This is a genomic window from Salinarimonas sp. NSM, from assembly GCF_052380005.1.
Classification (GTDB): domain Bacteria; phylum Pseudomonadota; class Alphaproteobacteria; order Rhizobiales; family Beijerinckiaceae; genus Salinarimonas.
Genome location: NZ_JBQTCJ010000008.1, coordinates 47409 through 73645, shown reverse-complemented (window position 1 = coordinate 73645; position 26237 = coordinate 47409). Strand labels below are relative to the sequence as shown.

The following is a 26237-nucleotide window of genomic DNA, read 5'->3' as shown; positions in this document are numbered from 1 at the left end:
ACGTCAAGGTGCCCTCACTCATGGCATAGTGTCAACATTTTGGTTTGACGAGGGGGTGGCAGTCGAGGCAGGATCGCCACAAATCAAAGGAGGAAGACGTTCATGGGTCCGACACGCGGTGACTCATTGCCTATCGAGGGGGCGTACTGTCGACGTTCCGCAGCCGAATGCGTGCGGGAGGCGCGGCCATGATCGACGCCGCCGTCGCAGCCTTCTTCCTGGTGCTCGATCCGACGCACCTCGCCTTCCTGTGCCTCGGCGTGTTCGTCGGGCTCGCCGTCGGGTTCCTGCCGGGGCTCGGGGGAATCGTCGGGATGGCGCTCCTGCTCCCCGTCGCGTTCCAGCTGGACCCGCAGACCGGCATCGCCATGCTCATCGGCGTCGCCGCCGTGATCACCACGTCCGACACCTTCCCCTCGGTGCTGATGGGCATCCCGGGCTCGGCCGGCTCGCAGGCGACGATCATCGACGGCTACGCGATGGCCCAGAAGGGCCAGGCGGCGCGCGCGCTCTCGGCCGCCTTCATCGCCTCGATGTTCGGCGGCGTGCTGGGCGCGCTCGCGCTCACCGCGAGCCTGCCGATCGCGCGTCCGCTCGTCCTGTCCTTCGCGACGCCGGAGCTGCTCATGATGAGCATCCTCGGCCTGTGCATGATCGGCGTGCTGAGCGGCGACGCGCCGCTCAAGGGCCTGCTCGTCGCGGGCCTCGGCCTGCTCGTCGGAACGATCGGCGCCGCCGAGGTGGCCCCGGCCTATCGCTACGACATGGGCTACGACTACCTGTTCGACGGCCTGCCGCTGGTCGTCGTCTCGCTCGGGCTGTTCGCCCTGCCCGAGTTCGTCGACCTGCTCGCCCGCGGCGGCGCGATCGCCAAGCGCGGAGCCGCGCTCGGCGGCGGCTGGCTCGAGGGCGCGCGCGACATCGTGCGGCACTGGTGGCTCGTCCTGCGCCACAGCCTGATGGGCGTCGGTGTCGGGATGGTGCCGGGCCTCGGCTCGGCCATCGTCGACTGGATGAACTACGGCTACCTCGTCCAGACGGCCAAGGATCGCGGCGAGCTCGGGCGCGGCGACGTGCGCGGCGTCATCGCGCCCGAGAGCGCCAACAACGCCAAGGAGGGCGGCGCGCTGATCCCCACGCTGCTGTTCGGCGTGCCCGGGAGCGCGGGCATGGCGCTCCTCTTGAGCGCCTTCGTGGTCTTCGGCATCCAGCCGGGGCCGCGCATGCTCGACACGAACCTCTCGCTCGTCTTCGTGATCATCTGGTCGCTCGCGCTCGCCAACATCCTCGGCACGATCGCCTGCCTCGTCTTCATCCGGCCGATCGCGCGGCTGACGACGATCCCGTTCTCGACGATGTTCCCGGTGATCTTCCTGCTCGTGACCGTCGGGGCCTTCCAGGCGACGCGGCACGTCGGCGACCTGATCGTGCTCGCGGCCTTCGGCTTCCTCGGGTGGCTGATGAAGCGCCACGGCTTCCCGCGGGCACCGCTCCTGATCGGCTTCATCCTCTCGCCCCTCGTCGAGCGGAACCTCTGGATCACCACCCAGCGCTATGGGCTCGACTGGCTGGAGCGCCCGGGCGTGATCACCATCGGCCTCCTCACCGTCATCCTCGTCGTGATCGGCAGCCGCAGGCGCAAGCCGCTCGTCCACCACGAGGATTTCCCCAAGACGGCGGACGCCGGCGAGGAGCGCAGCCATGGATGACACGCGCGACGAATCCGCCTTCCCAGCCTTCTCGGGCGTGCCCTGGGGACGGCGCCTGTTCGATCTCGCGATCGGCGGCGCCATCGTCCTCGCCGTCGTCGGCGCCCTCGATCTGCCCTGGGCGGCGAAGCTCTTCCCGATCTCGGTCGGCACGGCGACGCTCGCGCTGTGGATCTTCCACGTCGTGAACGCCTGGCGCGGTACCCGGGCATCGCAGGCCGCCTTCGACGCGACCTCGGAGTCCGCGGAAGGCTGGCCCGCGGTGCGGATGTGGGGCTGGATGCTCGGCTACCTCGTCCTCCTGCCCCTTCTCGGCTTCCTGCCCGCGAGCGTCGCCTTCATCGTCGGCTTCCTCAGGATCGAGGGCCGCACCTCGTGGCTCACGGTCCTCGTCGTGGGAGCGTTGGCGCTGGGGCTCACCGGTGGCCTCGGCCTCGCGCTGAACGTCTACTGGCCGCAGGGCGTGCTCGGGGACCTGGTGCCCTGGGCGACGACGTTCTGAGCCGGCGGATGACACGCTTCGCCGAGCGAGCGGCGGCGCGCGCCCGACGCGCCGCCACATCCGCCCCGACCCTCGCGCTCGGCGCCACCGGCGGCGCGCTCGCGTTCGCCGTCGACTTCCCGCTGGCATGGATGCTCGGCGCGCTCTTCGCCTGCCTCGCCGCGAGCCTCGCCGGCGCGCCGCTCGCGAGCCCCGGCTGGCTGCGCCCGCCCATGGCGATGCTGCTCGGCCTCGCGCTCGGCGCGTCGTTCACCCCCGACACGATCGGCCGCGTCGCCGATTGGTGGCCGAGCCTCGCGCTGATGATCCCCTATCTCGTCGCGGTGGCGCTCCTCGGTCGCGTCTACTTCCGGGTCGTGGGCGGCTACGACCGCGCGACGGCCTTCTACGCCGCGATCCCCGGCGGCCTGTCCGAGATGCTGCTGCTGAGCCAGGCGGCCGGGGCCGACCTGAGACGGGTCGCGCTGGCGCATGCCGGGCGCATCCTCGCGACGGTGACGCTCGTCCCGCTCGGGTTCGCCCTGGCCTTCGGCGAGCCGCCGGCCGCTCCCGCGGCCGCGTCGCCTCACGGCCTGGGGACGCCGGTCCACCATCTCGTCGCGCTCGTCGCCGCCGGGATCGTCGCCTGGCGGCTGGCCGAGCGACTGCGCCTGCCGGTGGCGCCGCTGCTCGGCGGGCTCCTCGTGTCGGTGCCCGCCCACGTGCTCGGCTGGACCGACGCCGCCGTGCCGGGGCCGCTCCTCGCCGCCGCGCAGATCGTGATAGGATCGGTGGCGGGCTGCCGCTTCCTCGGCACACCGCCGGCCGTCGTCGGCCGAATCGCCGCCGAATCGCTCGGCTTCGTCGCGCTCTCCCTCGGCGTCGCCACGGCCGCCGCCGCGCTGCTGGCGCTCGGCGGCATCGCCGACTTCCCCTCCATCGTGCTCGCCTACGCGCCCGGCGGAATGACCGAGCTCGGGCTCCTCGCCCTCGTGCTCGGCATCGACGCCGCCTTCGTGGCGACGCACCAGCTCGCGCGCCTCGCCGTGGTGATCGTCTTCGCGACGATCGCCGGCGGCGGGAAGCGCCCCCGACCGAAGGGCGCCGAAGGCGGCCCGCACGGCCGGCCGGACGATCCGGGAAAGGACACACCATGACCGCGCCCTCCATGCCGCTCGACGCGGCCGAGCACATCGCACGCCGCTTCCTCGCCGACCTCGAGCGGCGCGATCTCGCGACCGCGGGTGCCGCCCTCGCCCCGGATGCGGCGATCACCTTTCCCGGCGGCGCGACACGCCGCTCGATCGAGGAGATCGTCGCCGGCTCCGCCGCGCGCTACCGCCGGGTCGGAAAGCGCTTCGAGCGGTTCGACACGCTCCAGGACGGCCCCGACGCGATCGTCTACTGCTTCGGGACGCTGCACGGCGTCTTCGCGGACGGTGAGGCGTTCGACGGCATCCGCTTCATCGATCGATTCGTCGTCCGGGACGGCCTGATCGTCCGCCACGACGTCTGGAACGACGCCGCCCACGCCCGCCCGCCGCGGTGAGCGGAGCCTGCGCGGCCGATTGACAACGACGCAAAAGTGTCGACAGATTGCCGCCATTGACATGATCTTCGCCACCCTTCGTCCGGAGGGGAGGCCCGCCCGGAAGGCGCGAACGGAGGCTGTGCCCGCGATGACCCTCGACCTCTTTCTTCGCAACGCGATGATCGTCCACCCCGACGTCGGCGTGACGCCCGGCTCGATCGGCGTGAAGGACGGGCGCATCGCGGCCGTGCTGGCGCCGGGCGTCCGCCTCGACGCGACGGAGGAGGTCGATTGCGGGGGACGCTGGGTGATGCCGGGGCTCGTCGACCCGCACGTCCATTTCGGCTTCGGGTCGCCGGAGACGGACTTCGCCACCGAGACCCGCTCCGCCGCGCTCGGCGGCGTCACCTCCGTCCTGTCCTTCCACCGCTCGCAGGATCCGCGCGAGGGCCTGGTGGCCGTGCGCCAGCGCGCGATGGAGCAGGCCTGCATCGACGTCGGCTTCCATTTCGGGATCACGCATCGCCTGCATGTCGACACCCTGGTCGAGGCCTCGAAGGTCTTCGGCGTGACCTCCTACAAGCTCTACCTGATGTACAAGGGGCAGGCCGGCCTCTCGAAGGGCTTCACCGAGATCGACGACGGCCTTCTCTACGCGGCGATGCTCCAGACCCTGCGCATCCCGGGCGGCGTGCTGGGCGTCCATTGCGAGAACGTCGAGGTCATCCCCGTCCTGCGCGACCCGCTGCGCCGGGAGGGGCGCACCGGCCTCGGCGCCTGGGACGACCAGAGCCCCGATTTCCTCGAGGCGGAGAACGTCCACCGGGTGGCGTATTTCGCCGGCAAGACCGGCTGCCCGGTCAACATCGTCCACCTGTCGAGCCGCGAGGCGCTGGAGGAGGTCCGCCGTCACCGCAGCTACCACAAGGCGCGGATCACGGTGGAGACCTGCCCGCACTACCTCTCGCTCACGCGCGAGTCCCCGTGCGGCGTCCTCGCCAAGGTGAACCCGCCGGTGCGCAGCCAGCCGGACGTAGAGGCGATGTGGGAGGGCGTGCTCGACGGGACCGTGACCACGGTCGGCACCGACCACGTGCCGCGCAAGCGCGAGACGAAGCAGGAGATCTGGTCCTCGACCATGGGATTCCCCGGGGTCGCGACCATGCTGCCGGTCATGATCACGGAAGGCCACCACCGCCGCGGCGTGCCGATCGAGCGCATCGCCGCCGTCACGAGCGCGAATGCGGCGAAGGTCTATGGCCTGAAGGGCAAGGGACAGATCGCGCCGGGCTACGACGCCGACCTCGTGATGGTCGATCCCGACGCCGAGCGCGTCGTCGACGCGGCGAACCTCGAATCCTTCGCCGACTACTCGCCCTTCGAGGGCATGGCCCTCAAGGGCTGGGCCCACACGACCTGGCTGCGCGGCCGCAAGGTCGTCGAGAACGGCGCGATCACCGAGGAGGCGCGCCGCGCCCCGGCCGGACGCTACCTCGCCCGCCCCGCCTGAGACGCCCGCCACGGACGCCCGCCACGCACGCGAACCGAGAGAGCACATCATGACCGAGAAGCGGATCTGGGACGACTTCCTCACCGAGCGCGACAAGCAGGTCTTCCAGGCGGCCGGCTACGGCAAGCGCGGCGGGTTCGGCACGCGCCCGGCTCTGTTCATCATCGACGTCCAGTACAATTTCTGCGGCGACAGGCCCGAGGACATCCTCGAGGGGCTGAAGCAGTACCGCACCCATTGCGGACGCGAGGCCTGGGAGGCGGTGCGGCACATCGAGCCGCTGCTGCACCAGGCGCGCGAGAAGAACATCCCGGTGTTCTACACCGAGAGCGCCCGGCGGCCGGACATGATCGATTCCGGCGTCCAGGTCGGCAAGAGCCACCGCGGCGGCGAGCGGACCTCGACGGAGGGCACCCACGCGACCCAGACCGTCGCTCCGCTGGCGCCGCGGCCCCAGGACATCCGCATCGGCAAGCGCAAGCCGTCGTGCTTCTTCGGCACGATCTTCATGAGCCATCTCAACTTCTTCGACGTCGACACGCTGATCCTCACCGGCGGGACGACGTCCGGCTGCCTGCGCGCCACCGCGGTCGACGCCTACTCCTTCAACTTCAAGGTCGTGATCCCGGAGGAGACGACGTTCGACCGTTTCCAGGCGAGCCACGCCGTCAACCTGTTCGACCTGAACTCGAAATACGCCGACGTGATCCCGACCCGGGAGGTCGAGGACTACCTCGCCGGCCTGCCCGTGCGCGCCGACGTCGCGGTCGGCTGAGGCGGGAGCCCGCACCATGACGACGATCCCGCTCTTCCTGCTGACGGGCTTCCTCGGCTCGGGCAAGTCGACGCTGCTCTCCGCGCTCGTGCGCCATCGGGGCTTCGCCGACACCGCCGTCATCGTCAACGAGTTCGGCGAGGTCGGCCTCGATCACCTCCTCGTCAGCGAGGGCGACGAGACGAACGCCGTCCTCCTCGATTCCGGCTGCATCTGCTGCACGCTGACGAGCTCGCTCGAGGACACGCTCGAGGCCCTCTACTACAAGGCCGAGCGCGGCGAGATCCCGCGCTTCGCGCGCGTCGTCGTCGAGACGACGGGGCTCGCCGATCCGGGACCGATCGCCAACGCGCTCGCGGCCGGTCCCTTCGTGTCGCGCTTCGTCCGGCTCGCGGCGATCGTGACGACGGTCGACAGCGTCAATGGCGCGGAGCAGCTCGCCCGCTTCGAGGAAGCGCGGCTCCAGGCCGCCATGGCCGACCGCCTCGTCCTGACCAAGACCGACGTCGCGAGCGGCGACCGGCGTCGTGCGACGGAGGCGGCGCTCGACGCGCTCGCGCCGCACGCCGAGCGGCTCGCCGCCGTGTCCGGTGCCATCGATCCCGCGCTCGTGCTCGGCGCCGCCGACACCGGGCGACTCCCGGCGGCCCCCGCGCCGGCCGCGTGCGACCACGACCACGCGCATGATCACGCGCACGGCCACGCACACGACCACGCGCACGGCCATATCGCCGCGCACGGCTACGTCAGCGTGGCGGCGCGGATCGGGCGGCCGGCGACGTGGGCGGGGTATGCGCGCATGGTCGAGCGGGCCCGTGCGCTCGGAGACGACATCCTGCGCGTCAAGGGCCTGATCGGCTTCGAGGACGGCGCGACCTACGCGCTCCAGGGTGTGCGCCTCGTCTTCGATCCGCCACGACGGCTCGCCTGGGCCCCACCCCCGGAGGCGCGCGACCGCCTCGTCCTGATCGCCCGCGGGACGCCGCCCGATCGGCTCCGGGAGATCGCAGCCGCCCTTGAGGAGGAATCATGAGATCGCGCTACCGCGGGCATGCGCTGGTCACCGGCGCCTCATCCGGGATCGGCGCCGCGATCGCGGAGCGCCTGATCCGCGACGGCTGGCGCGTCACCGGCCTCGACCGGGAGCCGCCGCGATCGAGCGACCTGCGGTCGCGGGCGATCCTGGTCGACCTGGCCGACGGCGACGCCCTGGACGGCGTGCTCGACGTCCTCGTGCGCGAGGGCGACGCACCGGTCGCGATCGTGCACGCGGCCGGACTCATGCGCTCCGACGCCTCGGCGGGACACGACGAGCCCCCCGGCCTCGCGCTCTGGTCGGTCCACGTCGCTGCGGCGCACCGCCTCGTCGAGCGCCTCGCGCCGTCGATGCCCGACGGGCGCGGCCGCGTCGTCGTCCTGTCGAGCCGCGCCGGGGACGGACGCGCGGGGCGCGCGCTCTACGCCGCCTCGAAGGCGGCGCTGACGGGTCTCGTCAGGAGCTGGGCGGCGGCGCTCGTCCCGCGCGGCGTCACCGTCAATGCGATCGCGCCGGCGACCGTCGACACGCCGATGCTGCGCGACCCCGCCCGCGCGGACGCGCCGATCGCGCCCCTGCCCATCGGCCGCATCATCCGTCCCGACGAGATCGCCGCGCTGGCGGCGCTGCTCCTCTCGGAGGACGGCGGCGCCATCACCGGTCAGGTCCTCACCGTCTGCGGCGGCGCGTCGCTCCCGCGCGCGGCGGGCTAGAGCATCATCCCAGCGAGTGGATGCCGGTCGCGGGAAGAATGATGCGACAAGACGAAGACCTGGAGTGCCCGACCCGACCCCGTCAGGTCGGATGGCGCTCTAGGCCGGGTAGATCGGCCCGTAGAACCGGCGTATCTCCTCGGCCTCCTCCGCGCTGGGCCGCGCCCAGGTCGCGCGTCGGCTGACGAAGCCGCCCTCGTGCAGGCGCGCGAGCCGCACGGCGACCTCCGCCATCCCGACGAGGCCCGCGATCCCGTTCAGGATCGGCGCGCCGCGCGGCGTGCAGGTGACGCCCGCCCGCCAGAGGAGCGCCATCAGCACCCCGCCCGCGGGCACGATCACCTCGGCCCGGCCGAGCTCGCGCTCGACCGCAACGGCGACGGCGTCGAGGAAGTCGGCACGGGCCGCCTCGTCGTCGAAGGCCGCGGAGAGACGGCGGATGCGCGGCAGGTCCAGCGCCGCGATGCCGGCGAGCCGGCCCTCCAGGCCGTGGCGCCGGACGCCCTCCAGGAGACGCGCCGCGTATTTCTCGTTGGGCGCCACGAGCCCGAAGCTCGCGCCCATCTGGGCGGCGAGGTGCAGGCTCGTCTGGCCGAGGCCGAGCACGGGAAACGGCGCGATCTCGCGGGCGGCGTCGAGGCCGATGTCGAAGAAGTTGCCGATCACGAGCGCATCGACGCCCTCCGCGACGGCCGCACGCACGGCGTCGAGCACGTCTCCCGCGGCGGCCTGCGCGGTGGCGTGATGATGCTCGGCGACTCCGCGGCCGGTGCCCTCGAGCCGAACCGCGATGCCGGGAGCCGCCGCCGTGATCAGGGCCGAGAGCGCGGTCGGGTAGCCGCCCCAGGCATCGAGCCGCCCGAGGCTCTGGTACCAGAGCCTCATGCCTCGCCCCCGCTCTCGACCGCCGCCCGCCGCGGGCGCGCCAGCGCGACGAGCGGGGGAACGACGAGCACGGCGACCGCCAGCGCGAGGAACGTCGCGGCGATGGGACGCGTGAGCAGGATCGTGAAATCGCCCTGGGACATCTCGAGGGAACGGCGCAGGCCGCCCTCCATCAGGGGCCCGAGAACCATCGTCATGATGATGGGGACGAGCGGGATGTCGAGCTTGCGCGCCACCCATCCGACGAGGCCGAACACCGCCATGAGGCCGATGTCGAAGCGGCTGTTGGCGAGGCTGTAGGCACCGACGACGGTGAAGCCGAGGATGAGCGGAAACAGGATTCCGTAGGGGATGCGCAGGATCGACACCCACATGGGGATGAAGGGCAGGTTGAGGATCAGGAGGATGACGTTGCCGACGTAGAGGCTCGCGATCAGCGTCCAGACCATGTCGCCGTGCTCCTGGAACATCATCGGGCCCGGGATGATGCCGTTCATCAGGAGCGCGCCCATGAGGATCGCCACCACCCCGGAGCCCGGGATGCCGAGCGTCAGGAGCGGCAGGAGCGCGCCGTTCGCGGCCGCGTTGGCGGCGCTCTCGGGGCCGGCGACGCCCTCGATCACCCCGGTGCCGAACGCCTCGCGACGGCGCGACAGGCGCTTCTCGGCGACGTAGGACATGAAGGCGGCGGGGATCGTGCCGAGGCCGGGTACGATGCCGATCGCGAAGCCGATCCCGGTCCCTCTGGCGATGGCCGGCGCCGAGCGACGGAGATCGTCGCGGGTGATCGACAGGCGGCTGGTCGCGACCGGCGCGAAGGAAGCCTTGGGGTTCTCCAGGTTGCGCAGGATCTCGCCGACGCCGAACAGGCCGATGATCGCCGGGATGAACGCGACCCCGTCGAGCAGGTGCATCTGGCCGAAGGTCAGCCGCGGCAGCCCCATCACGGGGTCGGTGCCGACCATGGCGAGCAGGAGGCCGACGACCGCCGCGATCAGGCCGCGCAGGATGGAGCTGCCGCCCAGCGTGACGACGAGGAGGAGGCTGAGCACGATCAGCGCGAAGAATTCCGGAGGACCGAACCTCAGCGCCAGCGAGGTGAGCGGCAGGGCGACGAGCGCGAGCGCGAAGATGGTGACGGTGCCGCCGACGAAGGACGCGATCGCCGCGACGGCGAGCGCGGTCCCGGCCCGGCCCTGGCGCGCCATCTGATGCCCCTCGACCGCGGTCATCGCGGCCGCCCCCGTTCCGGGGGTGTTGAACAGGACCGCCGTGATCGTATCCCCGTACTGGCAGCCGTAGTAGATCGCCGCCAGCATGATGATGGCGCTCGTCGGATCCATCGCGACCGTGATCGGCAGGAGGATCGCGATGGCGGCGGACGGGCCGAGGCCCGGCAGCATGCCCACCAGCGTGCCGAGGAAGCAGCCCGCGAAAGCGGCGAGCAGGTTGAGGGGCTGGAGCGCGGCCGCCAGCCCGGCGCCGAGGAGGGCGAAGTTCTCGCTCATCGCACTGTGCGCTCCCTCACAAGCCCAGCACGCCCGCGGGGAGCGGCACGCGCAGCAGGACGTCGAACACGAGGTGGTAGGCCGCGGCCAGCAGGGCGGCCGCGAGCGCGCTCCGCAGGAGCGGATAGCGCCCGACCATCACGAACAGGGCGAACAGGAAGAGCCCGACCGACAGGCGGAAGCCCGCCCACTCGACGAGGAACGCGATCGCCAGGAGGCCCGCGACGATGGCTCCGATGCGCGCGTAGCCGGCCCGCCCGACGGAGGCGAATTCGGTCCTCGGCAGCGTGTCCGCGCGGAAGGTCGCCTGCCAGACGAGCGCGAGCGCGAGGAGGGCGAGGAGACCGGCCAGGATCGCCGGAAAGAAGCCGGCACCGGGGCCCAGCGACGAGTAGAACCGCATCTCGACCGCCTCGCGGCCGACGATCGCGGCGAGCGCGAGGAGCACGAAGCCCGCCACGAGGTAGCTGACGCTGACCCCGCGGCGGCCGGGTGCGGCTCCGCGCTTCGTCGTGCCGGCGCTCACTGCTCTTCCCGAGCGAGGGTGATCAGGCGTGCCTGGCGCTCGTCGAAGTCCGCCCAGAACGCCTCGAGCGCCGCCGGATCCATGTACTCGGACTCGAGCGAGAGGGCGGCGAGGCGCTCCTGGAAGGCGTCGCGGGCGACGACCTCGCCGATCGTCTCGGACAGCCGCTCAACGACGGCGTCGTCCATGCCGGCCGGGCCGATGATCGCGAACGACGAGGGAGCGGAGACGTCGATGCCCTGCTCGCGCAGCGTCGCGAGCTCGGGCAGGAAGCCGGTCCGCCGGTCCCCGAAGAACCCGATCGCCCGCATGCTGCCGGAGTCGATGTGCGGGACCGTCGTCTGCGTCCCGTTGATCGCGACGTCAACGTCGCCGGCCAGGAGCGCGGTCACGAGCGGCGCGGCGCCGTTGAAATGGACGAACGCGAACTCGGCGCCGGTGGCCTCCTCGAGCGCGACGCCCGGGAGATGCCCGTTGCTCATCAGGCCGACCGTGCCCATCCGCACCGTGCGCGGGCTCTCCTTCGCGGCGGCGACGAGATCGTTCACGTCGTCGAACGGGCTGTCGGCGAGGACGGCCAGCAGGTTCGCGCCGGAGATGTAGTGGGCGATCGGCGTGAAGCTCGCGCGGTCGTAGGGCGCCTGCCGCTCCGCGTCGAGATAGGTCATCGCCAGCGACGGCAGCGAGGCGAGCGCCAGCGTGTGGCCGTCGGGCTCGGACCGCGACAGCTCCGTGTTCCCGATCTGCGTCGTCGCGCCCGGCCTGTTGACGACCTGGACCGGCACGCCGAGCTCCGGCTCCAGGAACTCGGCGAGAAGCCGTGCGGACACGTCCGTCGTCCCGCCGGCGGAGAACGGCACGATGATCGTCACCGCACGCCCCTCTTCCGGAAAGGCCGAGGCGGCGGCGGGCGCGAGCGCGGCCAAGGCGGCCAGCGCGAGAGTGGCGAGGCGGGTCTTCATCTCGATCGTCCTCCACGAGTTCCCTTGCGGACCTCGGTGTCCGCTTGTGGCCAGGATGCGGCTCCTTGGACAAAAGAGTCAACACTTATGATTAACGAATCCAGGAAACCTCAGCGATACGGGGAGCGGGAGTGGCCAGAGTGTAGGCATTGCGCCGCACGATGGTCAGACGGCCATGCCGGCCTCGTGCCCCGTCGCCGTGGCGAACATCAGGTCCTGAGGCGAGCGCGCGTCACCGACGACACGCACCGGCACGCCGTGCGCGACGAGCGTCGCGGCGAGGGTCGTGCGCGGTCTGCGCGGGGTCGCGTAGGCGAGGAAGGCGACGCCCGGGATCTCGCTGCGTGCGCCCGTGTAGACGTGCTCCAGCGCCAGCCGGCCCTCCTCCTCGAAGGCGTCGGTCCAGACCGGCTCGACGAGCGTCGTGACGGCGACGCCGAGCCGGGAGAGCCGGCGCAGCACGCCCTGGCGTGCGACGAGGAAGACGTCCATCGCGATCGCCTCGCGCGGCGTGACGACGACGACACGCTCGAACAGGGCGGCGAGCCGCTCGAGCGCCGCGTAGACCGCCTCCCCGTGATCCATGTCGTAGACGACCGCCGTCCCCGGCTGTCGCGCGGTGCGGCCGCGCAGGGACTCCATCGCCGCGCCGAGGTCGGGCACGACGCCCTCCGCGGCATGGTCCGGCGGAACCCAGCCCGGGATCGTCGGCTCCGCGCCGGTCGCGATCACGACCGCGTCCGGAGCGCACGCGAGGACGGCCTCGAGATCGGCCTCGACCCCGAGCCGAATGTCGACACCGTGGCGGGCGGCGGCGCTCGCCTGCCAGTCCGGGACGCTCGTCAGGCTCTCCCCGCCGGGGAGCTCCGCCGCGGACGCGAGCCGCCCTCCGATGCGGCTCCCGCGGCCGAGCACGGTGACGGCGTGCCCGCGCGCGGCGGCCACCCAGGCCGCCTCCATGCCCGCCGGCCCCGTGCCCACGACGGCGATGCGGCGCGACCGCTCCGCCTTCGGAGGAGAGAACCAGACCTCGTCGGCGCGGGCGACGCGGGGGTTGGTGACGCAGGAGAGGCTGCGGCCGAACATCGTCCCGTGCCCCCAGCAGGAATTGCACGAGAGGCAATAGCGGATCTCGTCGCTGCGCCCCGCGCGGGCCTTCTCGAGCCAGGCCGGGTCCGCCAGCAAGGGGCGACCGAGCCCGACGAGCTCGGCCTCGCCGCCGGCGAGCAGCCCCTCCGCCTCGGCCGGATCGGTGATGCGGCCGAGCGCCATCAGGGGGACCGCGCCGCAGGCCGGGCGGAGCGCGGCCAGCATCGCGCGCCAGGGGATGGGAGGCCCATGCCGATCCGGGAGGTGATCCTCCAGCGAGCGGTCGTGCGCGCCCCGGGCGAACGCGACGTAGTCGACATCGCCGGTCCCCGTCACCAGCCGCGCGATGGCCGCGGCCTCCTCGATGTCGACACCCCCGCGGACGCCGTCCTCCGCGGGCAGCTTCACGCCGACGACGAAGCCGGCCCCGCAGCTCCGCTTCAGCGCGCGCACGAGGTCGCGCAGCAGCCGCGTGCGCCGCTCGGTATCGCCGCCATAGGCGTCGTCGCGCTGGTTCGACACGGGGGAGAGGAACTGGTGGAAGAGGTGCCCGTGCCCCGCCGAGATCTCGACGCCGGCGAAACCCAGGTCTGCGAGGCGACGCGCGCTGTCCGCGAGCTCGGCGACGAGGGCGGCGATCTCGGGGGCCTCGAGCGCGCGCGGCATCGTCCAGCTCAGGGCGTCCGGCAGGGCGCAGGCGCTGATCGCATCGACGGTTCGCCCCGGATGATGGCGCCCGCGCCCGGGATGCTGGAGCTGCGCCAGCAGCAGCGCGCCGTGGTCGCCGACGGCCGCCGCCCACGCGGCGAGCCCAGTCGCCGCCTCGGGGTCGCGCACCTGGACCTTCGGATCCGCGGCCTGCCGCGCCAGGAGCGCGAGCGGCTCGGACACGATGATCGCCGCCCCGCCCCGCGCCCGGTTCTCGTAGTAGCGAATCAAGGGCTCGGTGACGCGTCCGTTCTTCTGGAGGCGCGTGGTCATCGACGCGTGGACGATCCGGTTCTTCAAAGGACGCCCCGCGAGGGCCAGAGGCGCATGGATCGCGGGATAGGCGTCGTTGGCGGGCATTGGACGCTCTCGTGCTTGCGCGCGCGCGGCGCCGACGCGACGAACCTGCCGTCCGAAGCAATAACTGTCAACACTTCGCTGATGCGATCGCGAGCCCGGGAGGGCCCGCCGGCGCGTCCGGATGGAGAGCCCCGAGACCGGCACGAGGAGCGCGGATCGACTGTCGGAGGCTTTGGTGGGCCCGGCAGGACTCGAACCTGCAACCAGACCGTTATGAGCGGCCGGCTCTAACCATTGAGCTACGGGCCCCCGACGGGGGATGAGGCGTTGCGGCCTGTGCGATCCCGGGCCGAGCGGTCCGGCATCGCCACGTTTTCACGGTGAACCCGCCCCCGTCCCGTTCCCGCGAACGGGTGCTCCGATCCACCGGCGCCCCTTGTAGGCGTCGGCCGCCGGTGCCGCAAGGTGGTGACCCGCGCCGACCGCATTCCGTGTGGATGCGGACCGAAACGCACGCCGATCCCCGCCGAGCGCATGCGCCGCCGCGGCGCGGTCCCGCCGCAGAGCCCGATCGCGCCGCTGGCGGACCATTTCGCCTCGCCGCAGACGCGGACGATGGATCAGGAGGACCTCGGTCCGCACTCGCCGTCCCGCTGCCATCCCGGCACATGACGCATTTTCCGCGGGATGCGTCCGAGATGCACCGCATCCGCTGCGGCGCGTCGCCACGCCTCGGTGATGACGGTGCGCAAACACCCATCCAGCGGTGCATCGCTCCATCGCCCTGCGCGTGTTTGCCTGGGCAGCGCGCGGCGCTCGCCGGCGAAAGCTCGACGCCGCCCGGTGTTGCACTCTTTGGTTGAAATACGTATAAACAAAGGCGTGCAAGAGCTAACGAAAACATCTCTTGATTACAACGATCGCCGGTGGTATGGAACCCGCCCCGCTGGTGTCGCGGGTTGAAGAAAACGGTGGGGAGGACGATGCCGGCGATCGCTGACCTTACGCCTCAAATGGCTGATTACGCTGGAGATTTCGCGGACTCCGGCAACATCAACTGGCTGCCCTACGTGATGTACTTCCATCCGTTCGGCTACCGCTCGGACACGGTCTCCACCGACGCCAGCGGCTTCCGCTACACCGAGGCGCGCAACCGGCGCTACTCGGTCGCGGACCTCGACGGGATGGATGCCGTTCGCGTCGTCGCGGGCTCCTCGACGGTGTTCGGCATCGGCGCGAGCCGCGACCGTCACACGCTGGCGGCGCGCCTCACCGAGAACGACACGCGCCCCGAGGCGTGGGTGAACTTCGGCGGGCGCAGCTTCAACTCGACGCAGGAGCTGGTGCTGTTCACGCTGAACAAGCACCGCCTGCCGAAGGTCGAGGAGATCGTGCTGCTCTCGGGCTTCAACGATCTGGGCCTCGCCCGGCTCCCGGCGCGCATGCGCGGCGAGCACGGCGCCTTCTTCATGTGCCGCGACTTCTTCGACGCCATGTCGCGCAAGAAGCCCTCGACCTTCACCTCCTGGCTGCGCGGCCGCGGCGAGCAGGAGGAGGACGAGGCGCCGCCGACCATGGCCGAGCAGATCGACTACGCGGCGGGCCTGACGCTGCGCCATCTCGACGTCTGGCGCGCGCTCGCGGCCGACATGGGCGCGAGGCTCACCTACGTGCTGCAGCCGCTGGCGAACTGGGTGCGTGCGACGGGCTCGCGCGAGGAGGAGGCGCTGTTCGCCGAGCTCGAGCGGCGCGGCTCCTTCACCGAGATGTACGGCGACATCCTCGCCGCCGACACCCACCGAACCTACGCGGAGCGGCTGCGCGCCGGTGCCGAGGGCATGGGCGTGCGCTTCGTGGATCTCGCGCCGGTGATCGCCGCGGAGGCGGCGCCGGACCGCTGGCTGTTCGTCGACCGGATCCACTTCACCGACGACGGGCACGACTTCGTCGCGAAGCTGATGCTTCGCACGCTCAACGGAGGATAATCACCATGAAGACCATTCTCTCCTTCTTCGCCCGTCTCTTCGGCCGCAAGCAGGCCAAGAAGAAGGACGCGTCGATCTACCCGATGTTCTGAGCGCCGATGTTCTGAGCGCCGATGTTCCGAGCGCCGATGTCCTGAGCGCAGCGCGCTCGGCACCGTCCCTCACCGCAGGACGAGAGATCCCGCGCGCCACGACGCGCGCGGGAGACGGCCCCGCACGCCCGGCGTGCGGGCGCATCCACCGATCATGCTGGAGCGAGAGCGCGATGTGGCGTCACGTCTACCGTTGGGCGATCAACCCGGAAGTCTTCCTCGACGCGGCCAACCTGCGCGACCTCGTGCGCCAGGCCGGTCTCGCCGGCCCCGAGGGCGAGGCGGCCTTCGCCGCGCCCGCCGCGGGCGATCTCGACGCCGCGCGCGCGCGGCTCGACGAGGCCGTCGAGGGGGCGCGCGCCTCGCTCGCGGGGCTCGTCGGCTCGGCGCGCTCGCAGGAGACCGGCGCGCAGGACGCGGGGAAGCGAATCGAGGAGACGCTGATCGGCCAGTCCGCCCCCTTCGCGTCCGCGCTCGGCGCCTGGCTCCAGGGGCTCTCGGCGCCCGGGGTGTTCGAGGACGAGACGCACCTCGAGATCCTGGCGCTGCTCGCCGACGACGTCGGCGTCGGCAAGCCGGAGGCGTCGCGCGCCGACGCCTTCCGTCTCCTCGCGCGGCGCGCCGGCCTGCCGGACGTCGCGGGCGGCCCGCGCGACCTCGTCGCCGTGCGCGAGATCCAGGACGTGGCCTTCCGCTTTCCCGCGGTGCTGTTCGCGCTCTCGCGCCGCTCCGACGCCTTCGCGCCGGAGCTCGCGGGCATCGACCTCGCGCTGCGCACGATGGGCGTCGCCCCCGCCTTCTCGGCCCTCGCCGCCCTGCGCGAGATGCCCGAGCTGCCGCAGCTCGACCTCGCGCGCGCGCTCACCGACGAGGCGCTGCCGAAGGGCCACACGCCGCTCTCGCTCTCGCTCGGCATCGCCGCGCGCTACGCCGTTCCCGAGGCCGCGCGACGGGTGGCCGAGGGCTTCGCCTGGGGCGCGCGCGGCATCCTCGGCGCGGCGCGCGAGATCGAGGAGCTCGCCGCGACCGCCGTCGATCCGCGGCTCGCCATGGCGCTGCTCGTGCGGGAGCGCGCCCGCGAGGCCGCGGTCTACCATCAGACCTACAAGCTCGAGGGCAAGACCCTCGATGCCTGGTTCGTGGAGGCGCAGGACGATCCGCTGCCGCTCGTCGACGCGCTCGCCCGCTCCAAGCTGGTGCGCCCGAGCGACCCCGACCGCTCGGCGCTGATCGGCACGCTGATCCGCCCCAACGGCCCGATGTTCCGCATCTTCCGCGCCGAGGACGTGGCGGTGATCCGCCGCTGGATCGCGAGCCTCGCCGAGCCGCGTGCCGCGGACGCGGCCGAGGCGCCGGCGCGGCTGCCGCTCGACGTGCTCGCGCCGCGGCGGGGGCCGATCGCGGCGGGCGATGCCGCGCTCGGCGCGGTCCCGGCGACGATCCGCGACGCCTACCACCTGCTCCAGGGCCGTGCGCTCGCCCCGCGCACCCGGGCGTTCGCCCTCGACTACGCCCGGTTCTGGCTCGACGCCGCGCGCCGCTCGATCGACGCGACGGAGCGCTCGCTGCCGGCGGACTGGTCGCCGGGGCGCGTGCGCGCCTGGCTCCTCGACTCGCACGACAAGAACGCCGACACGTTCGAGCAGCACCGCGAGGACGCGATGCCGAGCCGCGAGGACGTGATCCGGGAGACGCTCCAGCTCGCGCCGCTGACGCTGATCGACGGCGCCTGGCTGCAGGGCTTCACCGAGACCTCGCTCGCCGCGACCCGCGTCGGCTTCCCGCTGTTCGAGACCTACTGGGACGAGCTCGGCAACGGCGACTGGACCATCAACCACCCCAAGATCTACCGCGAGGTGCTGGCGGCGATGGACATCCGCCTGCCGCCGACCGGCTCCCGGGCCTTCGCCGACAGCCCGCTGCTGGAGGACGCGTCGTTCCGCCTGCCGGTCTACTGGCTGTGCCTCGGCAAGTTCCCGACGACGCTGCGCCCCGAGATCCTCGGCATGAACCTCGCCATGGAGCTCTCGGGCGTGGGCGGCGCCTACCGCTCGGCACGGCGCTTCCTGAAGCACTACGGCTTCCCGACGCTGTTCGTCGACCTTCACAACACGATCGACAACGTCTCGACCGGGCACTCCGCCTGGGCGGCCGACGCGATCGACGCCTACATGCTCGCGGTCGGGGAGATCGACGACCCCGAGCCCCATTGGGAGCGCGTGCGCGCCGGCTACGAGTCGCTCGCGCCGATCGTCAAGCGTCCCGCCGAGCTCGACTACTTCCGCAAGGGCGCGCCGGCCGCCGCCGGCACGCCGAGCGCCTTCGAGCTCCTGCATCACGCGCCCGTCCGGGCGCCCGCCCGCGAGGCCGAACATGCGTGACCAAGGCAAGCACTCGGGCTATCACCTCGGCATCTCCGCCTACTACCACGACAGCGCCGCCGCCCTCGTGCGCGACGGCGCGCCCGTCGCCGCGGCGCAGGAGGAGCGCTTCACCCGGCGCCGCCACGATTCGAGCTTCCCCGCGAACGCGGTACGCTTCTGCCTGACGGAGGCGGGAATCTCCCTGTCGGATCTCGCCTCGGTGACCTATTACGAGCGCCCCGACATCAAGTTCCGCCGCACGCTGTCCTCCTTCGCGAGCGCGGGCCCGCGCGGGATCGGCGCCTTCGGGCGCATCGCGCCGGAGTGGCTCGGCTGGAAGCGCAACGCGCTCTCGGTGGTCGACGGCGAGCTCGCGAAGCTCGGCCTCGGCACCGCGCCGAAGGCGCGCGCCATCGAGCACCACCGCTCGCACGCGGCCTCCGCCTTCTTCCCCTCCCCCTTCGAGAGCGCGGCCGTGCTGTGCATCGACGGCGTCGGCGAGTGGCACACGACGACGATCTGGCACGGCAAGGGCAGCGCGCTCGAGCTCGTCAACTCGGTCTCCTACCCGCACTCCCTCGGGCTGCTCTACTCCGCCTTCACCTCCTTCTGCGGCTTCAAGGTCGATTCGGGCGAGTACAAGCTCATGGGCCTCGCGCCCTACGGCGAGCCGCGCTACGCCGACCTGATCCGCCGCGAGATCATCGCGCTGCGCCCGGACGGCTCCTTTACCCTGGCGCTGGACGAGTTCGAGTTCCTGCGCGGCGAGCGGATGATCGGCGAGGCCTTCGCGAAGCTCTTCGGCGGCCCCGCCCGCGATCCGGAGAGCAAGCTCACCCAGCGCGAGTGCGACATCGCCGCCTCGATCCAGGCCGTCACCGACGAGGCGGTGCTCGGGCTCGCCCGCGCCGCGAAGGAGATGACCGGCGAGGACGCGCTGTGCATGGCCGGGGGCGTCGCGCTCAACTGCGTCTCGAACGGCCACGTCTCGCGCTCGGGCCTGTTCTCGCGGCTGTGGGTCCAGCCCGCGGCGGGCGACGCCGGCTGCGCGCTCGGCGCCGCGCTCGACACGGCGATCACCGGCACCGGCCGGCGCGTGCCCGCGCAGCCCGATGCGATGAAGGGCGCCTATCTCGGGCCGGATTTCTCCGACGAGGAGATCGTCGCCTATCTCGAGGAGGCGGGGCACGCCCATCAACGGATGCCGGAAGAGGACCTGCTCGACGCCGTCTCGCGGCACCTGGAGCAGGGCGCGGTCGTCGGCTGGTTCCAGGGCCGCATGGAGTTCGGCCCGCGTGCGCTCGGCGCCCGCTCGATCCTGGGCGATCCGCGCAACACCGAGATGCAGCGCACGATGAACCTCAAGATCAAGTACCGCGAGAGCTTCCGCCCCTTCGCGCCCTCCGTCCTGGAGGAGGACGCGGCGGAGTATTTCGAGGTGCGCGAGGAGAGCCCCTACATGCTCGTCGTCTCGCCGGTGGCGGAGGCGATCCGCGTCGGGCCGACGCCGCGGCGCTCGCTCGGCGCCATCAACGAGGTGCGCTCGACGCTCCCGTCGATCACCCACGTCGACCTCTCGGCGCGGGTGCAGACGGTGACGGAGGCGCGCTCGCCCCGCTACGCGCGGCTCCTGCGGCGCTTCAAGGCGCTCACCGGCTGCCCGGTTCTCGTCAACACGTCGTTCAACGTGCGCGGCGAGCCGATCGTCTGCACGCCGCAGGAGGCGTACCGCTGCTTCATGCGCACCGAGATGGACGTGCTCGTGCTCGGCTCGTGCCTCCTCGTGAAGGGCGACCAGGCGCCGCTCGTCGAGGACGTCGACTGGCGCGCGGAGATCCCGCTCGACTGAGAGCCACGCCGCACCGCGTCGCAACGAGGGAAACGTCATGCTGCATCCGCTGTATCACCTCCTCTACGTCGTCGTCCTCCTGCCGATCTGGGCGGTACGCCGGATCACCGGCGGCTCGCGGTTCGGCCGGCGCTTCCACGCCGCGCCCTCGGCCTGGGACAGGCCGGTGGTCCGCGTCGCCCCCGCGACGGTCTCCTCCCGGACGCAGGGGCGCTGAGCCATGTCGGCGACGATCTACAAGACGCTCGCCGCGACGCCGATCACGGTCGTCGGCGGCGAGGGCGCCTGGCTGCACGGCGCGGGCGGCGAGCGCATCCTCGACACCTGCGGGGGCGTGTGCGTCTCGAGCCTCGGCCATCGCCATCCCGGCATCATCGAGGCGATGCGCGCCGCCGCCGGCGACGTCGCCTGGGCGCACGCCGGCAGCTTCACCTGCGAGGCCGCGGAGGAGCTCGCCGACTTCCTCGTCGCGCGCTCCGGCGGGCTCGCCAGGGTGCAGTTCCTCTCGGGCGGCTCGGAGGCGATGGAGCTCGCGCTCAAGGTCGCGTACCAGTACCATTGCGAGCGCGGCGAGCCCGAGCGCAGCGTCTTCGTCGCGCGCCGGCAGGGCTACCACGGCTCGACGCTCGGCACGCTGGCGGTCTCCGGCAACCGGGACCGCCGCTCGGTCTTCGAGCCGCTCCTGATGCGCACGGAGTTCGTCTCGCCCTGCTACGCCTATCGCGGCAAGGCGCCGGGCGAGAGCGACGCGGACTACGCCGCGCGCCTCGCCGACGAGCTCGACGAGGCCATGCGCGCCATCGGCCCGGGCCGGGTCGCCGGCTTCCTGGCGGAGCCGGTCGTCGGCTCCACCAACGGCGCGGTGCCGGCGGTGCCGGGGTACTTCGAGGCGGTGCGCAGGGTCTGCGACCGGCACGGCGCGCTGCTCGTCCTCGACGACGTGATGTCGGGCATGGGCCGCTCGGGACCGCTCTACTCGCACCTCGAGGACGGGATCGTCCCGGACATCGTCGCCGTCGGCAAGGGCCTGGCCGCCGGCTACCAGCCGATCTCCGGCTACCTCCTCGCCCAGCACGTCTTCGACGCGATCCGCGACGGCTCGGGCGTGCTGCGCAACGGCCAGACGCACGTCAACCATCCCTTCGGCTGCGCGGTCGCGCTCGCCGCGCAGCGGATCATCGAGGAGGAGGACCTCCTCTCGATCGCCGCCGCCCACGGCCACCGGATGCGCGGGCTGCTGGAGGAGGCCTTCGCGGACGATCCGTTCGTTGGCGACGTCCGCGGCCGGGGGCTCTTCCTCGGCGTCGAGCTCGTGGCGGACCGGGAGACGCGCGAGCCGCTCGACGGCGGCGGCGCGCTCGTCGCGGAACTCAAGCGCCGGGCGCTCGCCCGCGAGCTGCTGATCTATCCGGGCTCCGGCACGGCGGACGGGGTGCGCGGCAACCACGTGCTCTTCGCCCCGCCCTTCGTCTCGAGCCCCGCCGAGATCGCCGAGATGGTCTCGCGCTTCGCCGAGGTGCTCGCCGACGCGCGCCCTGCGCTGGAGGCCGCTGCCCGCGCGCCCGCCCACGCGTGAGGCACGCGCACGACGGAGCGGGAACGTCGCCGCCCGTCATGGACGCGACGAAGTAAGTATGCCATTTTAAAGTGTACAAGGCGGAATGAAACCCTCAAAACGTGCGGTAGCGGAACGAAGCGACCCGGCACGACCGAGGGGCGAAGGGGCGCCCAAGAAGCTCAGCAACCGAGGAACCGTCCATGTCGATCGTGTCCGACCTCGTCGCCGCGCAGCCCGCGGCGGCCCCTTCGCCGACGGCCTCGCCCGTCCGCCGGCCCCTCGTCCAGGTCCACAACGAGTGGGACCCGCTCGAGGAGATGATCGTCGGCATCGCCGACGGCGCCCGCGTGCCCCGGGCCGATCCCGGCCTCTACGCCGTCGACTACGCGGAGAATCACGCGAGCGCCGACGAGATCCCGTCAGGCCCCTACGAGCACCGGGTGATCGCCGAGGCGAACGAGGATCTCGCGCGTTTCGCCGAGACGCTCGCCGCCCACGGCGTCACGGTGCGCCGTCCGGAGCCGACGGATCACGCCGCCACCTTCGGCGCACCCGGCTGGACCACCGACGGCGAATACAATTACTGCCCGCGCGACGTGCTGCTGCCGATCGGCGACATGATCATCGAGGCGCCGATGATGCTGCGCTCGCGCTACTTCGAGCCCTTCGCCTACCGCCACCTGCTGGCGGAGTACGTCGAGAGCGGCGCGCGCTGGATCTCGGCGCCCAAGCCGCGCCTGCCCGACGAGACCTGGACGGCGCGCCCCGGCGAGGGCCCGATCATCGCCGAGCTGGAGCCGCTCTTCGACGCCGCGAACGTCCTGCGGGTGGGGCGCGACATCCTCTTCCAGATCTCGCGCAGCGGCAATCGCCTGGGGCTCGCCTGGCTGCGCAGCGTGCTCGGTCCGCAGTACCGCGTGCACGCGGTGGAGGGCGTCTACGACGGCACCCACATCGACACCTCGATCACCCTCGTGCGTCCCGGCCTCGTCGCGCTGAGCGCCGAGCGGGTGAGCCCGGACAAGGTGCCGGCGATCTTCGCGCGCTGGGACAAGATCTGGGTCGAGGACATGGTGGACACCGGCTACGCCTGGTCCTACCCGCGCGCCTCGATCTGGCAGGGCATGAACTTCATCATGATCAACCCCGCGCTCGCCGTCGTGAACGAGCTCCAGCGCCCGCTCATCCGCCAGCTCGAGTCCCACGGCGTCGGCGTCGTGCCGCTGCCGATGCGGCAGGCGCGCACCCTCTCGGGGGGCTTCCATTGCGTCTCGGTGGACATCCGCCGGCGCGGCACGCTCGAGGACTATACCTGACCCGCGACGATTGGCATGGTCACGCTCCACGCATCCGGAGGCACCCATGGGAACCGGTCTCGGGCTCGAGTACCTGTCGCTGATCCTGTTCACGGTCTCGACGTGCATCACGCCGGGACCGAACAACACCATGCTCCTAGCCTCCGGCGTGAACTACGGCGTGCGCTCCAGCATGCCGCTGCTCGTTGGCATCAACATCGGCTTCCCGCTGATGGTGGTCGCGGTGGGGCTCGGGATCGGCGGCATATTCCAGACGTGGCCGGTCCTGCACGACGTGCTGCGCATCGTCGGCTCGGCTTACCTGCTCTGGCTCGCCTGGCGTATCGCCACGGCGGGCCGCAGCAAGGACGCGGGCGCGAACGCGCGCCCGCTGACCTTCATGCAGGCCGCGCTGTTCCAGCTCGTCAACCCGAAGGCCTGGATCATGGCGGTCGGCGCGGTCAGCGTCTACTCGATCGCGTCCGACACCTATGCGATGCAGGTCTTCGCCATCGCGCTGATCTTCTTCCTGTTCGGCACGCCCTGCTCGGCGGTCTGGCTCTTGGGCGGCTCGGCGATGCGGCGGGTGCTCGGCGATCCGCGCTGGCTGCGGGCCTTCAACGTGGCGATGGCCGCGCTCCTCGTCGCGTCGCTCTGGCCGGTCCTGTCGATCTACCTTACGCCCTGATCGGGCACGGCGGCACCCATCTGCGGTCTTGCAACCGACCGCCGCAGCATCGTACAACTCTCAATCATGATACGACCCGCCCGGCTCCCGTGTGCGGACGGGTCCGCATGCTCGCGATCGTCCATACCAGGAGACCGGAATGATCCAGATCCCCCGCGCCCCGGACCCGATCCTCAACCACGACAAGGTCCTCCTGTCGGTCTGCACGATGGATTGGTGCGATTTCGGCGTGGCCTTCTCCAAGCGTGTCTTCACCAACATGGACGTGCTGCTGTGGGACCCGGGGGACCCGTACCCCGCCATGGTCGACGATTGGGAGGGCGATTGGATCATCTCCTATCGCGGCGACTTCATCTTCCCCGAGCGGGTCTTTTCTCGCGCGCGCAAGGGCGCGATCAACTTCCACCCGGCGCCGCCGCGCTATCGCGGGCTCGGCAGCCAGCACTACGCCATCTACGCCGGCGACAAGACCTACGGCTCGACCTGCCACCACCTGGCGCGTTCGGTCGACACGGGAGACATCATCGACGTGGAGGAGTTCGACGTCGCGCCGGGCTCCACCGCCTCGACGCTGCGCATCCACGTGGGCGCTGCCTGCCTGCAGCAGTACCTGCGGCTGCTCACGCGCTACATCCTGCCCGGCAACCCGCTGCCGCGCTCGGAGCGGCGCTGGGGCGACCGGCTCTACCGGCAGGCCGAGATCGACGCCTGGCTCGCCCACATGCGCGAGACGGAGCCGAACCACCTTTGCCTGCTTTGACGCTTGCGGAGCGACCGCGGGCGGCGTATGAGATCGCCCGCGGCATGCGCGTATTCTCCCCGAGGCGGAGCGGCTCGTGGACATCCTTCCCTACCTGCTCATCGCGTACGGAACCTACGTGGTCGGCACGGCGAGCCCGGGCCCGGCGAACCTCGCCATCATGGCGACCTCGATGGAGGCCGGCCGGACCGCCGGCGTCGCCATGGCCTTCGGGGTCGTCTCCGGCTCGGTGATGTGGGGCACCGTGGCGGCGCTCGGCCTCGGCGCGCTGCTCGAGGCCTCCGCGACCGCGCTCGTCGTCATGAAGGTGATGGGGGGGCTCTACCTCCTCTGGCTCGCCTTCCGCGCCGCGCGCGGCGCGCTGTCGAAGACCGCCGTCGAGCTGCCGTCCGGGCCGGCGACGGGCGTGACGATGACGCTGCGCCGCCACTATCTGCGCGGGCTGGGCATCCACCTGGTGAACCCCAAGGCCGTGTTCGTCTGGATGGCGATCATCACGCTCGGCCTGCCGGTCGGCGCGCCGCCGGTACTCGCGGCGCTGATCGTCGCCGGCTGCGCCGTGCTCGGCGTCCTCGTCTTCGTCACCTACGCCATCGTGTTCTCGAGCGCGCCGGTGGTTCGGATCTATGCGGGGCTGCGGCGCTGGATCAGCGCGGTGATCGCGCTGTTCTTCGGCGCCGCCGGCACGCGCCTCCTGCTCTCCTGACCCCCGACCCTTCCTGAACCTCCCGACCGACCGCCGCGCCGGAGTCTCGGACCATGCCTGCCGAAACGTCCACGGAACACGTCACGGAACACGTCACGGAACACGTCACGGAACACGTCACGGAACACGTCACGGAACACTTCGCGGAACGCGTACACGCCGACACGCCGCGCGCACGCCTCGCGCGCGTGCTGCGGCTGACGGTCCCCGTCGCGATGGCCTACCTCCCGCTCGGTGTCGCCTTCGGCGTCTATCTCGTGTCGAGCGGCATCGCCTGGTACTGGGCGCCGCTGTCGGCGATGATCATCTTCGCGGGCTCGATCGAGTTCCTCGCGGTGAGCTTCCTGATCGCCGGCCTGCCGCTGGCGGTCGTGGCGTGGACGACCTTCGTCGTGAACTTCCGCCACATCTTCTACGGGCTCTCCTTCCCCATCGGCCGGCTGAGGACGCTGCCGCAGAAGCTCTACGGGGTCTACGCGCTCACCGACGAGACCTACGGGATCACGGCGGCCGGCGACGGGCGCCGGCTCGACGGGCCGGGGATCACGCTCCTCCAGCTCGTGAGCCATTTCTGGTGGATCCTCGGCGCGGGGCTCGGCGCCGGGCTCGGCGCGATCATCCCGCCGCACATCGGCGGCTTCGAGTTCGCGCTCACCGCCATGTTCCTGATCCTCGCCGTCGACGCCGTGCGCCACAGCCGCGACGGGCGCCTGCTCGTCTACGCCGGGGCCGCCTGCGCGGCCGGCTTCGCCGCCGAGCGGCTCGTCGCCGAGAACGCCTTCCTGATCGCTGGGCTGATCGCCTATCTCGGCCTCGTCAGCGCCGACTGGGTCCGTTCCCAGCGAGCCCGCGAGGAGGCCCCCCATGCCGGCTGAGACGATCTCCGACGGGCGGGTGCTCGCCGTCATCCTCGTCGTCGCCGCGGTGACGGTGGCGCTGCGGGCGATGCCCTACGTCGCCATGGACGCGCTCGCGCGCAACGGCTACCTGCTGCACCTCGGCCGAAAGATGCCGGTGGGCGTCATGGTTCTGCTCGTGGCCTACACCCTCCAGGACGTCGATGTCACGACCTATCCCTACGGCCTGCCGATCCTCGGCTCCGCCGCTGTGGCACTCGCGCTCTACTGGTTCACGCGAAACGCCCTCGTCGGCATCGGGGCGGGCCTCGCCTGCCACCTCGTGGCGGTGAACGGCCTCGTATGAACGGG

Annotated in this window: 24 protein-coding genes and 1 tRNA gene; 19 read left to right on the top strand and 6 right to left on the bottom strand. The window is 71.7% G+C overall.

Going from position 1 to position 26237, the window contains the following annotated elements:
• The first annotated feature begins 188 nt into the window (after window positions 1-188).
• The 8 genes from ACTZWW_RS05450 to ACTZWW_RS05415 all read left to right on the top strand — a co-directional run bounded on the left by ACTZWW_RS05450 (window position 189) and on the right by ACTZWW_RS05415 (window position 7755).
• Window positions 189-1709: a tripartite tricarboxylate transporter permease gene (locus ACTZWW_RS05450; protein ID WP_444779926.1), complete on the top strand. Its 1521-nt coding sequence runs from the start codon at window positions 189-191 to the stop codon at window positions 1707-1709.
• Window positions 1702-2211: a tripartite tricarboxylate transporter TctB family protein gene (locus ACTZWW_RS05445; protein WP_444779925.1), complete on the top strand. Its 510-nt coding sequence runs from the start codon at window positions 1702-1704 to the stop codon at window positions 2209-2211. Before ACTZWW_RS05450 ends, ACTZWW_RS05445 begins: the two co-directional genes overlap by 8 nt.
• A gap of 8 nt (window positions 2212-2219) precedes the next feature.
• The gene (locus ACTZWW_RS05440) at window positions 2220-3347 is read left to right on the top strand and encodes an AbrB family transcriptional regulator (protein ID WP_444779924.1); all 1128 of its coding nucleotides are present in this window, start codon (window positions 2220-2222) and stop codon (window positions 3345-3347) included.
• Entirely contained in the window at window positions 3344-3739 is a 396-nt protein-coding gene (locus ACTZWW_RS05435; protein WP_444779923.1) for a nuclear transport factor 2 family protein, read from the top strand. The genes ACTZWW_RS05440 and ACTZWW_RS05435 overlap by 4 nt, the downstream gene beginning before the upstream one ends.
• A 130-nt stretch (window positions 3740-3869) precedes the next feature.
• Entirely contained in the window at window positions 3870-5231 is a 1362-nt protein-coding gene (locus ACTZWW_RS05430) for a dihydroorotase (RefSeq protein ID WP_444779922.1), read from the top strand.
• A gap of 49 nt (window positions 5232-5280) precedes the next feature.
• Window positions 5281-6006: an isochorismatase family protein gene (locus ACTZWW_RS05425; protein WP_444779921.1), complete on the top strand. Its 726-nt coding sequence runs from the start codon at window positions 5281-5283 to the stop codon at window positions 6004-6006.
• A gap of 16 nt (window positions 6007-6022) precedes the next feature.
• Complete coding sequence (locus ACTZWW_RS05420; protein WP_444779920.1) at window positions 6023-7039, top strand: CobW family GTP-binding protein; 1017 nt, start codon at window positions 6023-6025, stop codon at window positions 7037-7039.
• Window positions 7036-7755 carry an SDR family NAD(P)-dependent oxidoreductase gene (locus ACTZWW_RS05415; protein WP_444779919.1) on the top strand — a complete coding sequence of 240 codons (720 nt, stop codon included), beginning with the start codon at window positions 7036-7038 and terminating at the stop codon, window positions 7753-7755. Before ACTZWW_RS05420 ends, ACTZWW_RS05415 begins: the two co-directional genes overlap by 4 nt.
• A gap of 99 nt (window positions 7756-7854) precedes the next feature.
• Here the strand turns inward: ACTZWW_RS05415 and ACTZWW_RS05410 are convergent, their stop codons facing one another.
• The 6 genes from ACTZWW_RS05410 to ACTZWW_RS05385 all read right to left on the bottom strand — a co-directional run bounded on the left by ACTZWW_RS05410 (window position 7855) and on the right by ACTZWW_RS05385 (window position 14042).
• Entirely contained in the window at window positions 7855-8640 is a 786-nt protein-coding gene (locus ACTZWW_RS05410) for an aspartate/glutamate racemase family protein (protein WP_444779918.1), read from the bottom strand.
• Complete coding sequence (locus ACTZWW_RS05405; protein ID WP_444779917.1) at window positions 8637-10148, bottom strand: tripartite tricarboxylate transporter permease; 1512 nt, start codon at window positions 10146-10148, stop codon at window positions 8637-8639. Before ACTZWW_RS05405 ends, ACTZWW_RS05410 begins: the two co-directional genes overlap by 4 nt.
• Before the next feature lie 16 nt (window positions 10149-10164).
• Window positions 10165-10674, bottom strand: coding sequence for a tripartite tricarboxylate transporter TctB family protein (locus tag ACTZWW_RS05400; RefSeq protein ID WP_444779916.1), 510 nt, complete (start codon window positions 10672-10674; stop codon window positions 10165-10167).
• On the bottom strand, window positions 10671-11636 hold the full coding sequence (locus ACTZWW_RS05395; RefSeq protein WP_444779915.1) for a tripartite tricarboxylate transporter substrate binding protein: 966 nt from the start codon (window positions 11634-11636) through the stop codon (window positions 10671-10673). The genes ACTZWW_RS05400 and ACTZWW_RS05395 overlap by 4 nt, the downstream gene beginning before the upstream one ends.
• A gap of 165 nt (window positions 11637-11801) precedes the next feature.
• Window positions 11802-13793 (bottom strand): oxidoreductase, encoded by a 1992-nt coding sequence (locus ACTZWW_RS05390; protein ID WP_444779914.1) that lies wholly within the window; start codon window positions 13791-13793, stop codon window positions 11802-11804.
• A 173-nt stretch (window positions 13794-13966) separates the two neighbouring features.
• A tRNA-Ile gene (locus tag ACTZWW_RS05385) sits at window positions 13967-14042 on the bottom strand.
• A 704-nt stretch (window positions 14043-14746) separates the two neighbouring features.
• Between ACTZWW_RS05385 and ACTZWW_RS05380 the strand changes: the two genes are divergently transcribed.
• From ACTZWW_RS05380 to ACTZWW_RS05330, 11 genes are all read left to right on the top strand, one after another.
• The gene (locus ACTZWW_RS05380; RefSeq protein ID WP_444779913.1) at window positions 14747-15718 is read left to right on the top strand and encodes an SGNH/GDSL hydrolase family protein; all 972 of its coding nucleotides are present in this window, start codon (window positions 14747-14749) and stop codon (window positions 15716-15718) included.
• 265 nt (window positions 15719-15983) lie between these two features.
• The gene (locus ACTZWW_RS05375; RefSeq protein ID WP_444779912.1) at window positions 15984-18191 is read left to right on the top strand and encodes an iron-containing redox enzyme family protein; all 2208 of its coding nucleotides are present in this window, start codon (window positions 15984-15986) and stop codon (window positions 18189-18191) included.
• Window positions 18184-20022 (top strand): carbamoyltransferase family protein, encoded by a 1839-nt coding sequence (locus tag ACTZWW_RS05370; protein ID WP_444779911.1) that lies wholly within the window; start codon window positions 18184-18186, stop codon window positions 20020-20022. The genes ACTZWW_RS05375 and ACTZWW_RS05370 overlap by 8 nt, the downstream gene beginning before the upstream one ends.
• Before the next feature lie 37 nt (window positions 20023-20059).
• On the top strand, window positions 20060-20239 hold the full coding sequence (locus ACTZWW_RS05365; protein ID WP_444779910.1) for a hypothetical protein: 180 nt from the start codon (window positions 20060-20062) through the stop codon (window positions 20237-20239).
• A 3-nt stretch (window positions 20240-20242) separates the two neighbouring features.
• On the top strand, window positions 20243-21598 hold the full coding sequence (locus ACTZWW_RS05360) for an aspartate aminotransferase family protein (RefSeq protein ID WP_444779909.1): 1356 nt from the start codon (window positions 20243-20245) through the stop codon (window positions 21596-21598).
• A gap of 182 nt (window positions 21599-21780) precedes the next feature.
• Complete coding sequence (locus ACTZWW_RS05355; protein WP_444779908.1) at window positions 21781-22896, top strand: hypothetical protein; 1116 nt, start codon at window positions 21781-21783, stop codon at window positions 22894-22896.
• A 46-nt stretch (window positions 22897-22942) separates the two neighbouring features.
• The gene (locus tag ACTZWW_RS05350) at window positions 22943-23563 is read left to right on the top strand and encodes a LysE family translocator (RefSeq protein WP_444779907.1); all 621 of its coding nucleotides are present in this window, start codon (window positions 22943-22945) and stop codon (window positions 23561-23563) included.
• Between the two features lie 139 nt (window positions 23564-23702).
• Window positions 23703-24323 carry a formyltransferase family protein gene (locus tag ACTZWW_RS05345; protein WP_444779906.1) on the top strand — a complete coding sequence of 207 codons (621 nt, stop codon included), beginning with the start codon at window positions 23703-23705 and terminating at the stop codon, window positions 24321-24323.
• Between the two features lie 76 nt (window positions 24324-24399).
• Window positions 24400-25029 (top strand): LysE family translocator, encoded by a 630-nt coding sequence (locus tag ACTZWW_RS05340; RefSeq protein WP_444779905.1) that lies wholly within the window; start codon window positions 24400-24402, stop codon window positions 25027-25029.
• Window positions 25030-25244: 215 nt separating this feature from the next.
• Window positions 25245-25904 carry an AzlC family ABC transporter permease gene (locus tag ACTZWW_RS05335; RefSeq protein ID WP_444779904.1) on the top strand — a complete coding sequence of 220 codons (660 nt, stop codon included), beginning with the start codon at window positions 25245-25247 and terminating at the stop codon, window positions 25902-25904.
• Window positions 25894-26232, top strand: coding sequence for a branched-chain amino acid transporter permease (locus ACTZWW_RS05330; RefSeq protein ID WP_444779903.1), 339 nt, complete (start codon window positions 25894-25896; stop codon window positions 26230-26232). The genes ACTZWW_RS05335 and ACTZWW_RS05330 overlap by 11 nt, the downstream gene beginning before the upstream one ends.
• Window positions 26233-26237 lie beyond the last annotated feature (5 nt).